Raw genomic sequence first — 13,162 nt, 5'->3', positions numbered from 1 at the left:
CGCCGCCTCGCTAGTTTAGTACAACTCTTTCGGCGCTTTCGCGTGCGAGCCCCGTGCGACAGGCGTTTCCAGCCTGCCAACTGTGGCACGCACGCGACGTTCACGGTTTCCAGTGTACGAAGTTGCGATACAGACGCAACCCGACCTCCGCGCTTTTCTCGGGGTGGAATTGGGTCGCGAAGAGATTATCCCGCGCGACCGCAGACGTAAACGGCGCGCCGTATGCCGTTTCGCCGACCGTGTGTGCCGGGTTGTCCGGCGTCACGTAATAGCTGTGTACGAAGTAGAAATACGCGTCGTCGGGCACGCCGTCCCACAGCGGGTGCGGCTGCGACTGGCGCACGCGGTTCCAGCCCATCTGCGGCACCTTGAAGCGCGAACCGTCGTCCTGCACGCGGCCGTCGAGCTCGAAGCGCACGACCTTGCCGGGCAACAGGCCGAGGCCCTTCGTGTCGCCTTCCGCGCTCCAGTCGAACAGCATCTGCTCGCCAACGCACACGCCGAGCAGCGGCTTCGTGCGCGACGCCTCGATCACGGCCTCCTGCAGGCCCGACTCGCCGAGGCAGCGCATGCAGTCGGGCATCGCGCCCTGGCCGGGCAGCACGACGCGGTCGGCCGCGCGAATCGCGGCCGGCGTGTCGACGATCGCCACGTCGGCGGCCGGTTCGGCCTTCTTGAGCGCCTGCGCGACCGAGCGCAGGTTGCCCATCCCATAATCCACAATCGCAATCGAAGTTTTCATCTCAGTGCAGGCAGTAGCGCCCTCAGTCCATTGACGATGAATTCCACCGCCAGCGCCGACAGCATCAGACCCATCAGCCGCGTGGCGATGTTGATGCCCGTGCGGCCGATCCAGTTCGCGATCGGCTCGGCGAGCCGCATCGCGACGAAACACAGAAAAGCCAGGACCGCGCCGATCGCGACCAGCCCGGCCCGCTCATACCAGTGATGCGCGTTCGCCGCATAGATGATCACCGTGCTGATCGAGCCGGGGCCCGTGAGCAGCGGAATCGCCAGCGGCACGACCGCGATGTTGTCCTTCAGCTCGGCCTCGTGGCGCTCCTCCGGCGTCGATCGCGTGTTGCCGATCTGCGCGTTCAGCATGTTGATCGCCATCAGCAGCATGATGATCCCGCCGCCCACTTCGAGCGACCCGACCGAAATGCCGAAGAAGTTGATGATCTGCTGCCCGAGCAGCGCGGTCACCGTCATCACGCAGAACACCGACACCGATGCGACCCGGATCGTGCGACGCCGCTCGTCGTCCGTCTGCTGCGCCGTCAGGCTCAGGAAGAACGGCACCGCGCCGATCGGGTTGATCAGCGCCAGCAGCGAAATGAACGATTTGAGCAGATCCATCGCAAGCCGGCGCCGCGCGCCGAAGCCGTGAGGTTGTCCTTAGCGTCCGTCTGTTCGGAAGTTCAGAGGCTGCCCTTGGTCGACGGAATCTGCCCCGCCGCCCGCTCATCGAGCTCCACCGCCGCGCGCAGCGCACGGCCGAAGGCCTTGAACACCGTCTCGAGCTGATGGTGCGCGTTGATTCCGCGCAGATTGTCGATGTGCAGCGTGACGCCCGCGTGGTTCACGAAACCGCGGAAGAATTCGATCGACAGGTCGACGTCGAACGTGCCGATCCGCGCGCGCGTGAACGGCACGTGGAATTCGAGGCCCGGCCGGCCCGAGAAGTCGATCACGACGCGCGACAGCGCCTCGTCGAGCGGCACGTACGAATGGCCGTAGCGGCGGATGCCCTTGCGGTCGCCGATCGCCTTCGCGACGGCCTGACCGAGCGTGATACCGACATCCTCGACCGTGTGGTGGTCGTCGATATGCGTGTCGCCATGCGCTTCGACCTCGAGATCGATCAGACCGTGTCGCGCGATCTGATCGAGCATATGGTCGAGAAACGGCACACCGGTGGCCAGCTTCTGCTGGCCGGTGCCGTCGAGATCGAGCTTCACACGGATCTGCGTTTCGCTGGTATTGCGAACGACTTCCGCCACACGCATGGCAATTCCTTGATTGAGTCTGAAGTAAATGGGGATTGATCGTCGCGCGCCGCCGCGCCCTGGGCTCAACCGGGCAGCGCGAGTTTCAAGGCGGCCAGCAGGCGGGCGTTTTCGTCGGGAGAACCGACGGTCAGCCGCACGCATTCGGCCAGTAATGGATGCATTTTACTCACGTTTTTGACCAGCACCCGCTCGGTGAGCAGCCCATCGAACACGGCAGCCGCGTCCGGCACGCGCACCAGCAGGAAATTACCGGCGCTCGGGAACACCGTCGCGCCCGGCAGCGCGGCCACGGCCTGCGCGAGGCGCGCGCGTTCCGCACGCAATTCGGCCGCCTGCGCGTCGAGCACGCCGAGGTGGTCGAGCAGGAAATCGGCGGTCGCCTGGGTCAGCACGTTGATGTTGTACGGCGGGCGCACCTTGTCGAATTCGTTCAGCCACGCGGGCGAACCGACGAGATAGCCGAGGCGGATGCCGGCGAGGCCGAGCTTCGACACCGTGCGCATCACGACGACGTTGTCGAACTCGGCGGCGCGCGGCAGCCACGAACGTTCTGCGAACGGCTGGTACGCCTCGTCGATCACGATCAGGCTGTGCCGCGCGGCCGCGACGATCCGTTCGACGTCCGCATCGTCGTACAGCGTGCCGGTCGGGTTGTTCGGGTACGCGAGATAGACGATCGCCGGCCGGTGCTCGGCGATCGCCGCGAGCATCGCGTCGACGTCGAGCGTCAGGTCGGCCTTCAGCGGCACGCCGACGAATTCGAGCTGCGCGAGCTTCGCCGACAGCTCGTACATCACGAAGCCCGGCACCGGTGCGAGCACCTTCGCGCCCGGCTGCGCGCACGCGACCGAGATCATGCTGATGATTTCGTCGGAGCCGTTGCCGAGCAGCACGTCGCATCCGGCCGGTACGCGCATCGCGTGACGCAGCTTGTCGAGCAGCGCGGCCGGGCGCGGCGCCGGGTAGCGGTTCAGCGCGACCTGCGCGAGACGCTCGCCGAGCGCCGCCGCCAGCGGTTCGGGCAGCGGATACGGATTCTCCATCGCGTCGAGCTTCACGAACCCGCTCGCGTCGGGCACCGGGTAGCTCGTCATCGCGAGCACGTCGCGGCGGATGATGTCTTGTGGCGTCGTCATGGTCTCAAGCCGGCGTGCGTCGCGCCGGCGTCAAATGGTCGGCAAGGCGGCGGCTGCCGCCCTGCACTCGTCTCCAGCCCCGGTCCGGGGAATCGGCCGGGGCCGGCGCATCGGCGCCCGCCCCGGCTTCGCGCTGCATGCGCGCTCAGCCCTTCATCCGGAACTCGGCGCTCTTCGCGTGCGCCTGCAGCCCTTCGCCGTACGCGAGCTCGGACGCGATCTCGCCGAGCGTCTGCGCGCCTTCCGCGCTGACCTCGATCAGGCTCGAGCGCTTGATGAAGTCGTACACGCCGAGCGGCGACGAGAAGCGCGCGGTGCGCGACGTCGGCAGCACGTGGTTCGGGCCCGCGCAGTAGTCGCCGAGGCTCTCGCTCGTGTAGCGGCCGAGGAAGATCGCGCCGGCGTGGCGGATCTGCTGGCCCCATTGCTGCGGTTCCAGCGCCGAGATTTCGAGGTGTTCCGGCGCGATGTCGTTCGCGATCCGGCACGCTTCGGCCATGTCGCGCACCTTGATCAGCGCGCCGCGGCCTTCGAGCGACGCGCGGATCACGTCCTGGCGCGGCATCGACGGCAGCAGCTCGTCGATCGCCTTTGCGACGCGGTCGAGGAACGCACCGTCCGGGCACAGCAGGATCGACTGCGCCAGTTCGTCGTGCTCGGCCTGCGAGAACAGGTCCATCGCGACCCAGTTCGGATCGGTCGTGCCGTCGCACAGCACGAGGATTTCCGACGGCCCGGCGATCATGTCGATGCCGACCGTGCCGAACACGCGGCGCTTCGCCGACGCGACGTACGCATTGCCCGGGCCGCAGATCTTGTCGACGGCCGGCACCGTCTCGGTGCCGTACGCAAGCGCGCCGACCGCCTGCGCGCCGCCGATCGTGAACACGCGATCGACGCCGCCGAGCAGCGCCGCCGCCAGCACGAGGTCGTTCTTCACGCCGTCCGGCGTCGGCACGACCATCACGATCTCGCCGACCCCCGCGACACGCGCGGGAATCGCATTCATCAGCACCGACGATGGATACGCGGCCTTGCCGCCCGGTACGTACAGGCCGACGCGGTCGAGCGGCGTGACCTTCTGGCCGAGCACCGTGCCGTCGCTTTCCGTGTACTGCCAGCTATGCGTGCCGCACTCGATCTTCTGCTTCTCGTGGTACGCGCGCACCCGCGCCGCGGCCGCTTCCAGCGCCGCGCGCGCCTTCGGCGCGAGGCCGTCGAGCGCCGTCTGCAGCTCGTCCTGCGGCAGTTCGAGCGCGGCGACGCTGTTCGCGCTCAGCCGGTCGAAACGGTTCGTGTACTCGAGCACCGCTGCGTCGCCGCGCGACTTCACGTCGGCAAGGATCTTCGCGACCGATTGCTCGATCGCCTCGTCTTCGCTCGCCTCGAACGCGAGCAGTGCGCGCAGTGCGGCGCCGAAGCCTTCGTTCGTCGAATCGAGCCTGCGGATGGTGATGGACATGGGAGTTCCGTTACGGTGATGCGCTCAACCGCCATTCTGCGACGCGCGTTCGAACGCGTCGAGGATCGGCTTGAGCGCCGCGCGCTTCAACTTCAGCGCAGCCTGGTTCACGACGAGGCGCGACGAGATCGCCATGATCTCCTCGACCTCGACCAGATTGTTCGCCTTCAGCGTGCCGCCCGAGCTGACGAGGTCGACGATCGCGTCGGCCAGCCCGACCAGCGGCGCGAGCTCCATCGAGCCGTACAGCTTGATCAGGTCGACGTGCACGCCCTTCGCGGCAAAGTGTTCGCGCGCCGTTTCGACGTACTTCGTCGCGACCCGCAGGCGCGCACCCTGGCGCACCGCGTTCGCGTAGTCGAAGCCGGCGGGCACCGCCACCGACATCCGGCAGCGCGCAATGTTCAGATCGATCGGCTGGTACAGGCCCGAGCCGCCGTGCTCGACCAGCACGTCCTTGCCGGCCACACCGAAGTCGGCCGCACCGTATTCCACGTAGGTCGGCACGTCGCTCGCGCGCACGATGATCACGCGCAGGTTCGGATCGGTCGTCGGCAGGATCAGCTTGCGCGACGTTTCCGGATCCTCGGCCACCTGCACGCCGGCCGCGGCCAGCAGCGGCAGGGTTTCCTCGAAAATCCGGCCCTTCGACAGGGCGAGGGTCAGCGGCGCGGTCATGCTTGGCTCCCGGAAAGGCGGCGCACGTTCGCGCCGACGGCGGTCAGTTTGGCTTCCATGCGGTCGTAGCCGCGGTCCAGGTGGTAGATGCGGTCGACGAGCGTTTCGCCGTCGGCACGCAGCCCGGCGATCACGAGGCTCGCCGATGCACGCAGGTCGGTCGCCATCACGTTCGCGCCCGACAGCTTCTCGACCCCCGTCACGAGCGCCGTGTTGCCGTCGATCGTGATGTTCGCGCCGAGCCGGTTCAGCTCCTGCACGTGCATGAAGCGGTTCTCGAAAATGGTTTCGACGACCTGCGCGGTGCCCGTCGCGACCGTATTGAGGGCCATGAACTGCGCCTGCATGTCGGTCGGGAACGCCGGGTATTCCGACGTGCGGATCGTCACGGCCGACGGCCGGCGGTCCATCTTCACGCGCAGCCAGCTGTCGCCTTCCTCGATCGACACGCCGGCTTCGCGCAGCTTGTCGATCACGGCATCGAGGATGTACGGGCGCACGCCCGTCAGCCTCACGTCGCCGCCGGCCGCCGCGACCGCGCACAGGAACGTGCCGGCCTCGATGCGGTCGGGGATCACCGAATGGCGCGCGCCGTGCAGCCGCTCGACGCCCTGGATCACGAGGCGATCGGTGCCGATACCGTCGATTTTCGCGCCCATCGCGACCAGCAAGTGTGCGAGATCGCTCACTTCCGGCTCGCGCGCGGCGTTCTCGATCACCGTCTCGCCGTCTGCCAGCGTCGCGGCCATCAGCAGGTTTTCCGTGCCCGTCACCGTGATCATGTCGGTCACGATGCGCGCGCCCTTCAGGCGCTTCGCGCGTGCTTCGATGAAGCCGTGCTCGATGCTGATCTCGGCGCCCATCGCCTGCAGGCCCTTGATGTGCTGGTCGACCGGACGCGCGCCGATCGCGCAGCCGCCCGGCAGCGACACCTTCGCTTCGCCGAAGCGTGCCAGCAGCGGCCCGAGCACGAGGATCGACGCACGCATCGTCTTCACGAGCTCGTACGGCGCGACGAGGTTGTCGACGCGCGACGCGTCGAGCTGCACGCGGCAGCCGTCGGTCTCGCTCTTCACGCCCATCTGGTTCAGCACCTTCAGCGTGGTCCGCACGTCCTTCAGGTTCGGCACGTTGTCGAGGTCGACCGGGTCGCCAGTGAGCAGCCCCGCGCACAGGATCGGCAGTGCGGCGTTCTTCGCGCCCGACACGACGATCTCGCCGGACAGGCGGTTACCGCCTTCGATCACGAGCTTGTCCATCCCCTGTCCCTGCGATTCCCCGTTGGCGGCCGGGTGTGCCGTGGCGACGCTCTTGACGGCGTCGCGCTCGTTGACGGTGACTTGCACTCAGTGATTTCCGGTTATGCGTTCTGCCATTCGGCGGGCGTCAGCGTCTTCATGCTGAGCGCGTGAATTTCCTGCTTCATGCGATCGCCGAGCGCCGCATAGACGAGCTGGTGCCGCTGGATCGGGCGCTTGCCTTCGAAGGCCGCCGACACGATCGTCGCGAAGAAATGCTGGCCGTCGCCTTCGACTTCCAGATGAGTGCAGGCGAGACCGCCGGCGATGTATTGCTTGACCTGTTCGGGAGTCGGCAACATGGTGTAAGGCTCCTGTCGGCGCGCACCGCCCCGGGGGCGGCCGCTGCCTGTCGATATCAATGGCGCAGTTTGTAGCCGGTCGCGAGCAGCCGCATCGCGATCAGCGCGAGCAGCACGAAGAAACCGGCGACGATCGCGAGGCTCGCGAACGGGTTGATGTCGGACGCGCCGAAGAACCCGAAACGGAAGCCGTCGATCATGTAGAAAAACGGATTGAGACGCGAGATCTCGCGCCACACGGGCGGCAGCGAGTGCGTCGAATAGAACACGCCGGACAGGAACGTCAGCGGCATGATCAGGAAGTTCTGGAACGCGGCGAGCTGGTCGAACTTCTCGGCCCAGATCCCGGCGATCAGGCCGAGCGTGCCGAGGATCGCCGAGCCGAGCAGCGCGAACGCAATGATGAACAGCGGCGCCGCGAAATGCATCGGGATAAACCAGATCGTCACGACGAACACGCCGGTGCCGACCGCGAGCCCGCGCACGACGGACGCGAGCACGTACGCGCCGAAGATGTCGCGGTACGACAGCGGCGGCAGCAGCATGAACACGAGGTTGCCGGTGATCTTCGACTGGATCAGCGACGACGAGCTGTTCGCGAATGCGTTCTGCAGCACGCTCATCATCACGAGGCCCGGCACGAGAAAGCTCACGTACTCGACGCCCGGATACACCTCGACGCGGCCCGACAGCGCGTGGCCGAAGATCGTCAGGTACAGCAGCGCCGTGACGATCGGCGCCAGCACCGTCTGGAACGACACTTTCCAGAACCGCAGCAATTCCTTGTGGAACAGCGTTTGAAAACCGCTTCCCGGCAGTCGCCGGGCCGCCCCAAGAGTGCCGGGCGCCCCCTCGGGGGGCAGCGAACGGAGTTCGCGTGGGGGTTGTTGATTCATGCCAGACCCTCGATCACCTCGGCCCCGTTCATCACCTGGACGAACACATCCTCGAGGTCGGCCTTCCGGACCTCGATCTCGTCGAACGTGCAGCCCGCCGCGCGGCATTGCGCGAGGATGCGCTCGACATCGTCGTAGCTCGCAAGGCGCAGCAGGTGCTCGCCCGGCGCGCGCGCGGCCGGATCGGACTCCAGCCCGCGCAGCTCGGCCGGCAGCGCGCCCGTTGCAAGCCGCAGGTAAAGCTGCAGCCCTGCGAAGCGGCGCAGCAGCGCATCGGTGCGGTCGAGCGCGACCACTTCACCACGGCGCAGCATCGCGATGCGGTCGCACAGCGACTCGGCTTCCTCGAGGTAATGGGTGGTCAGCACGATCGTGTGACCCTCGCGGTTCAGGCGCGAGATGAATTTCCACAGCGTCTGGCGCAATTCGACGTCGACGCCGGCGGTCGGCTCGTCGAGCACGATCACGGGCGGCCGGTGCACGAGCGCCTGCGCGACCAGCACGCGACGCTTCATCCCGCCCGACAGCGCGCGCATGTTCGCGTCGGCTTTCTCAGTGAGGTCGAGATTGGCCATCACTTCGTCGATCCAGTCGTCGTTGCGGCGCAGCCCGAAATAGCCGGACTGGATCCGCAGCGTCTCGCGAACGGAGAAGAACGGGTCGAAGACGAGTTCCTGCGGGACGACGCCGAGCGCGCGACGTGCACCACGGAAGTCCTTGACGACGTCGTGGCCGCGCACCGAGATACTGCCTTCGTCGGCCCGGGCGAGCCCGGCGAGGATACTGATGAGCGTGGTCTTGCCTGCGCCGTTGGGGCCGAGCAGACCGAAAAACTCGCCTTCCTCGACCGACAGGCTGACGCCTTTGAGCGCCTGAAGCGATTTGTAGCGCTTCTTGACGTGACGGATTTCTATGGCTGACATGACTGTGCGCGACGCAAGGGCCGCGACGCCTATTCTGTGCTTGCTGCGAAATAAAATGGGGGCCGGACGCCGATTGGCTGCCCCGCAAAACGCTTGATTATAGGGCAAACCGGCTGGTGGAGCCGGCGCCGGAGGCGCGCGGCCTGAAGCTTGCGCGCGCCGGCTGGCGCGGCAGGCTCCGGTCGGACAGGGTCAATGTCGCCCGGTGCCTTCGATGAGCGCGTCGACGCCGTAGGCGCGCGCGAGGCTGGCGAGCTTCGGAGGGAGATTGAGGATGTCGAGGGCCGTGCCGCGCGCGTTGGCGGCACGTTGCCATGCGAGCAGCACGGCGAGCGCGGACGAGTCGAACTGCGTCAGCGCCGTGCAATCGACGGCGGTGGCGCCCGCGCCGATGCGCGCAAGACCGTCCGCGAGCGCGGACTTCGCGCTCGCGACGGTCAGCGAGGAACCGGCTTCGAAGCCGCTCACGACGCTTGCTTGCCGGCGGCAAGTTGCTGGTTGCGCTGCGTCAGGAACTGGATCAGGCCGTCCACGCCGCTTTGCTGGATCTTCTCGTTGAACTGCTGCTGGTACGTCTGGATCAGCCATGCGCCGAGCACGTTCAGGTCATACACCTTCCAGCCGCTCGCCGACTTGTACAGGCGGTAATCGATCTGGACCGGCTGGCCGTTGTTCATCGCGACCGTCTTCACCACGACGTCGGTATCGGCCGGATCGGCACGGAACGGCGGGTACTGGATCTGCTGGTCCGGCTTCAGTTGCGCCAGCGCACCCGAGTACGTGCGGATCAGCAGCAGCTTGAACTGCTCCTGAATCTGCTGCTGCTGCTCGGCCGTTGCCGTGCGCCAGTTGCGGCCCATCGCGAGCTGCGTGGTGCGGCGGAAATCGGTGTACGGCAGGATGTCCTTGTTGACGACCGTGATGATGCGGTTGGTATCACCCTGCTTGATCGTCTGCTGCTTGACTTCGTCGAGCACCTGCTGCGTCGCCGTCTTGATCAGCGCCTGCGGGTTCGACTGGTCGACTTGCGCGTGGGCTACGCTGCCGAACGAGAACAGCGCCGCGAAAACGGGGATCAGGAACAGTTTTTTCATCATAGTGACCTGCATGAATGAGTCGATGCGAAGGTTGGAGCAGGTAGCTTACGCGCAAGTTCGCGCACGCTACCGACTGAATCGTTTCCGGCTGTAACGAATGTATCGGATCAGAACCGGAAATTCGGGAGACGCAGCCCGCCCGGCGACGGCGGTGCCACCTGCATCGGCGGCACGTTCGTTGCACTGGCCGGATTCGGCTCGTCGGCCTTGCCGCCCGAAGCCGGTGCCGCGACTGCCGCACCCGACGCGCCTGCCGGCGCCGTCGCTCCACCTGCCGCCGCGGTACCCGCTGCACCCGCCTTGCCGGCCGCGCCGGCTGCCGCCGGTGCCGCGCCGTCTTCCGGCAGGTCGTACTTCGGCAGCGCATCGTTGCTCGCCGTCGAGCCGGCTTCGCCGCGCGCGTTGTCGATCAGCATCTGGCGGCGCTGCAGGTATGCGTTGCGCACGAACGAATACTTGTCGAGCGCCGCGGCATTCAGCACGTCGCCCGCGCCGAGCAGGTTCGCACGCGTATTGACGAGGTTCACGCCGAACAGGCCGTAGCTCACACCGTCCGGTTTCACATAGGTCAGCGGACTGCCGACGTAATCGACACCCAGGCCGGCCGTATCGCGCAGCGTGCTCGGACCGAGCAGCGGCAGCACGAGGTACGGGCCCGACGGCACACCGTAGCGGCCCATCGTGATCCCGAAGTCGGCCGTGTGCTTCGGCAGCTTCGCGATCGTCGCGACGTCGAACAGGCCGCCGACGCCGAATACCGTGTTGATCACCACGCGCATCAGGTCGCCGACACCGTCCGCGATCCGCAGCTGCACGATGTTGTTCGCCGCGATGTAGACGTCGCCGATGTTCGAGAAGAAGTTCGTCACGCTGTCGCGCACCGGCTGCGGCACCACGTACTGGTAGCCCTGCGCGACCGGCTTCAGCGCGTACGTGTCGACCGTGTCGTTGAACTTGTACATCGTCCGGTTGAAGCCTTCGAGCGGATCGCCCTTGGTCGGCGTCTGCACGGTCGCGCAGCCGCTCAACGCGGCGACTGCCGCTACCGCCAGCGCGGCCTGCCTGATGCGGATCGTCTGCATGGTCATTACCCTCTTGTTTTCTCTCGTGTGGTTATTGGGCTGCCGAGCCGGACACCGCCGACGCCGGTACCGCCACCGGTGCCGGTGCGGCCGGCGCGCCGGCTGCCGGCTTCGCACCGCCCGCATCGGCGGCCTTGCTGTACAGGAACTGGCCGATCAGGTTCTCGAGCACGATCGCCGACTGCGTCATCGTGATCGTATCGCCCGCCTTCAGCATTTCTGTGTCACCGCCCGGATCGAGGCCGATATATTGCTCGCCGAGCAGGCCCGACGTCAGGATCTTCGCCGACGAATCCTTCGGGAACGGGAACTGGCCGTCGATATCGATCGTCACCAGCGCCTGGTACGTGTTCGTGTCGAAGCCGATCGACTTCACGCGCCCAACCACGACGCCGGCACTCTTCACGGCCGCGCGCGGCTTCAGCCCGCCGATATTGTCGAACTTCATCTTCACCGAGTAGGTCGGCTGAAACGACAGCGAGCTCATGTTGCCGACCTTCAGTGCCAGGAACAGTACCGCAAGGAAGCCCACCACCACGAACAGGCCGACCCAGAAGTCGAGAGCAGTCTTTTTCATCGTCATCCCAAAATTTGGCTTGGCTGAGGCTTAGCTGAACATCAGCGCGGTCAGCAGGAAATCGAGGCCGAGTACGGCGAGCGACGCGAACACGACCGTCTTGGTCGTCGCGCGCGACACGCCCTCGGGCGTGGGCTTCGCTTCATACCCCTGATACAGCGCAATGAAGGTCACGGCGAACCCGAACACGATGCTCTTCAGCACGCCGTTGCCGACGTCGGCCCAGACCTGGACCCCGCCCTGCATCTGCGACCAGAACGCGCCCGGATCGACGCCGATCAGCACGACCCCGACGATATAACCGCCGAGCACGCCGACCGCGCTGAAGATCGCGGCCAGCAGCGGCATCGCGATGATGCCCGCCCACAGGCGCGGCGCGATCACCGTCTTGATCGGGTCCACCGCCATCATTTCGAGCGCGGTGAGCTGCTCGCCGGCCTTCATCAGACCGATCTCGGCCGTGAGCGACGTGCCCGCACGGCCCGCGAACAGCAGCGCGGTAACGACCGGCCCGAGCTCGCGTACCAGCGACAGCGCGACCAGCAGGCCGAGCGCCTGCTCGGAGCCGTAGCGGTTCAGCGTGTAATAGCCCTGCAGGCCGAGCACGAAGCCGACGAACAGCCCCGACACGGCAATGATCACGAACGAATAGTTGCCGAGGAAGTGGATCTGCTTCGTGACCAGCCGCGGCCGGCGCAACAGCGGGAAGAATTCCAGCACCAGGCGTACGAACAGCCGCGTGCCGTAGCCCGCGCGCTCGAGACCGCCGATGACGTAACGTCCGATCGCGCTGATCATGCGCGCCCTCCGCCGAGCCCGAAATCCGCCGCCAGCGGCGGGCTCGTGTAATGAAATTTGTACGGGCCGTCCGGTGCGCCATCGATGAACTGCCGCACGCTCGGATCGGTCGACGCACGCAGCTCGTCGGGCGTACCCTGCGCGAGCACGCCGCCGTTGGCCAGAAAGTACACGTAGTCGGCGATCGCGAACGATTCCGGCACGTCGTGCGTGACGAGGATCGACGTTGCGCCGAGCGCCTGGTTCAGCGTGCGGATCAGGTTCGCGGTGATGCCCAGCGAGATCGGATCGAGGCCCGCGAACGGCTCGTCGTACATGATGAGCTGCGGATCGAGCGCGATCGCGCGGGCGAGCGCGATGCGGCGCGCCATCCCGCCCGATACCTCGGACGGCATCAGGTCGCGCGCGCCGCGCAGCCCGACCGCGTTGAGCTTCATCAGCACGAGGTCGCGGATCAGGTCTTCGGGCAGGTCGGTATGCTCGCGCAGCGCGAACGCAACGTTCTCGAACACCGACATGTCGGTGAACAGCGCGCCGAACTGGAACAGCATGCCCATCTTGCGGCGCAGCGCATACAGGCCGTCGCGGGTTTGCGCGCCGACATCGGCGCCATCGAACAGCACCTGGCCGCGGCGCGCGCGCACAAGGCCGCCGATCAGGCGCAGCACGGTGGTCTTGCCGCAACCCGACCCGCCCATGACCGCAACGACCTGCCCACGCCCGAAGCGCAGGTTCAGGTTGGACAGGACGAGGCGGTCGCCGTAGCCAAAGTCGACGTCGCGAAGTTCCAGCAGGGTCTCGGTAGGAGTGGGGCTCACGGAGCTGGCAGTCCTTTTACGCAGAACGCCGAATTATAGGGCCTGCCTTGGAATGATGTCGTGACGCCGTTCCGGGCCCTGCG

16 protein-coding genes are annotated in these 13,162 nt (G+C 66.6%); all 16 read right to left on the bottom strand.

Annotated features, from left to right (window positions below):
* Positions 1–100: 100 nt before the first annotated feature.
* Positions 101–742, bottom strand: a complete 642-nt coding sequence (hisH, locus tag AC5LXK_RS01950) for an imidazole glycerol phosphate synthase subunit HisH (RefSeq protein WP_034189815.1) — start codon at positions 740–742, stop codon at positions 101–103.
* Positions 739–1,359: a YchE family NAAT transporter gene (locus AC5LXK_RS01945; protein WP_493390088.1), complete on the bottom strand. Its 621-nt coding sequence runs from the start codon at positions 1,357–1,359 to the stop codon at positions 739–741. The genes hisH and AC5LXK_RS01945 overlap by 4 nt, the downstream gene beginning before the upstream one ends.
* A 62-nt stretch (positions 1,360–1,421) precedes the next feature.
* Positions 1,422–2,009 (bottom strand): imidazoleglycerol-phosphate dehydratase HisB, encoded by a 588-nt coding sequence (hisB, locus tag AC5LXK_RS01940; protein ID WP_098549967.1) that lies wholly within the window; start codon positions 2,007–2,009, stop codon positions 1,422–1,424.
* Positions 2,010–2,074: 65 nt separating this feature from the next.
* Positions 2,075–3,148, bottom strand: coding sequence for a histidinol-phosphate transaminase (hisC, locus tag AC5LXK_RS01935; protein WP_493390087.1), 1,074 nt, complete (start codon positions 3,146–3,148; stop codon positions 2,075–2,077).
* Between the two features lie 145 nt (positions 3,149–3,293).
* Positions 3,294–4,610, bottom strand: a complete 1,317-nt coding sequence (gene hisD, locus AC5LXK_RS01930; RefSeq protein WP_493390086.1) for a histidinol dehydrogenase — start codon at positions 4,608–4,610, stop codon at positions 3,294–3,296.
* A 24-nt stretch (positions 4,611–4,634) separates the two neighbouring features.
* Complete coding sequence (gene hisG, locus AC5LXK_RS01925) at positions 4,635–5,288, bottom strand: ATP phosphoribosyltransferase (protein WP_006477129.1); 654 nt, start codon at positions 5,286–5,288, stop codon at positions 4,635–4,637.
* Complete coding sequence (murA, locus tag AC5LXK_RS01920; RefSeq protein WP_493391173.1) at positions 5,285–6,547, bottom strand: UDP-N-acetylglucosamine 1-carboxyvinyltransferase; 1,263 nt, start codon at positions 6,545–6,547, stop codon at positions 5,285–5,287. Before murA ends, hisG begins: the two co-directional genes overlap by 4 nt.
* A gap of 101 nt (positions 6,548–6,648) precedes the next feature.
* A complete protein-coding gene (locus tag AC5LXK_RS01915; protein ID WP_006477131.1) occupies positions 6,649–6,888 on the bottom strand; it encodes a BolA family protein in 240 nt (79 codons plus the stop codon).
* Positions 6,889–6,944: 56 nt separating this feature from the next.
* Entirely contained in the window at positions 6,945–7,784 is an 840-nt protein-coding gene (locus AC5LXK_RS01910; protein WP_493390085.1) for an ABC transporter permease, read from the bottom strand.
* Positions 7,781–8,707, bottom strand: coding sequence for an ABC transporter ATP-binding protein (locus tag AC5LXK_RS01905; RefSeq protein WP_493390084.1), 927 nt, complete (start codon positions 8,705–8,707; stop codon positions 7,781–7,783). The genes AC5LXK_RS01910 and AC5LXK_RS01905 overlap by 4 nt, the downstream gene beginning before the upstream one ends.
* A 192-nt stretch (positions 8,708–8,899) precedes the next feature.
* On the bottom strand, positions 8,900–9,175 hold the full coding sequence (locus tag AC5LXK_RS01900) for an STAS domain-containing protein (RefSeq protein WP_493390083.1): 276 nt from the start codon (positions 9,173–9,175) through the stop codon (positions 8,900–8,902).
* The gene (locus AC5LXK_RS01895) at positions 9,172–9,801 is read right to left on the bottom strand and encodes an MlaC/ttg2D family ABC transporter substrate-binding protein (RefSeq protein ID WP_493390082.1); all 630 of its coding nucleotides are present in this window, start codon (positions 9,799–9,801) and stop codon (positions 9,172–9,174) included. The genes AC5LXK_RS01900 and AC5LXK_RS01895 overlap by 4 nt, the downstream gene beginning before the upstream one ends.
* A gap of 110 nt (positions 9,802–9,911) precedes the next feature.
* A complete protein-coding gene (locus tag AC5LXK_RS01890; protein WP_493391172.1) occupies positions 9,912–10,886 on the bottom strand; it encodes an MlaA family lipoprotein in 975 nt (324 codons plus the stop codon).
* 31 nt (positions 10,887–10,917) lie between these two features.
* Entirely contained in the window at positions 10,918–11,469 is a 552-nt protein-coding gene (gene mlaD, locus AC5LXK_RS01885) for an outer membrane lipid asymmetry maintenance protein MlaD (protein WP_493390081.1), read from the bottom strand.
* Positions 11,470–11,493: 24 nt separating this feature from the next.
* Positions 11,494–12,261, bottom strand: a complete 768-nt coding sequence (gene mlaE / locus AC5LXK_RS01880) for a lipid asymmetry maintenance ABC transporter permease subunit MlaE (RefSeq protein ID WP_493390080.1) — start codon at positions 12,259–12,261, stop codon at positions 11,494–11,496.
* Positions 12,258–13,079 (bottom strand): ABC transporter ATP-binding protein, encoded by an 822-nt coding sequence (locus tag AC5LXK_RS01875; protein WP_493390079.1) that lies wholly within the window; start codon positions 13,077–13,079, stop codon positions 12,258–12,260. The genes mlaE and AC5LXK_RS01875 overlap by 4 nt, the downstream gene beginning before the upstream one ends.
* Positions 13,080–13,162 lie beyond the last annotated feature (83 nt).

The organism is Burkholderia pulmonis (genome assembly GCF_984667975.1).
The sequence above is the reverse complement of the archived record's forward strand: the minus strand, read 5'-3'. Positions and strand labels throughout refer to the sequence as shown.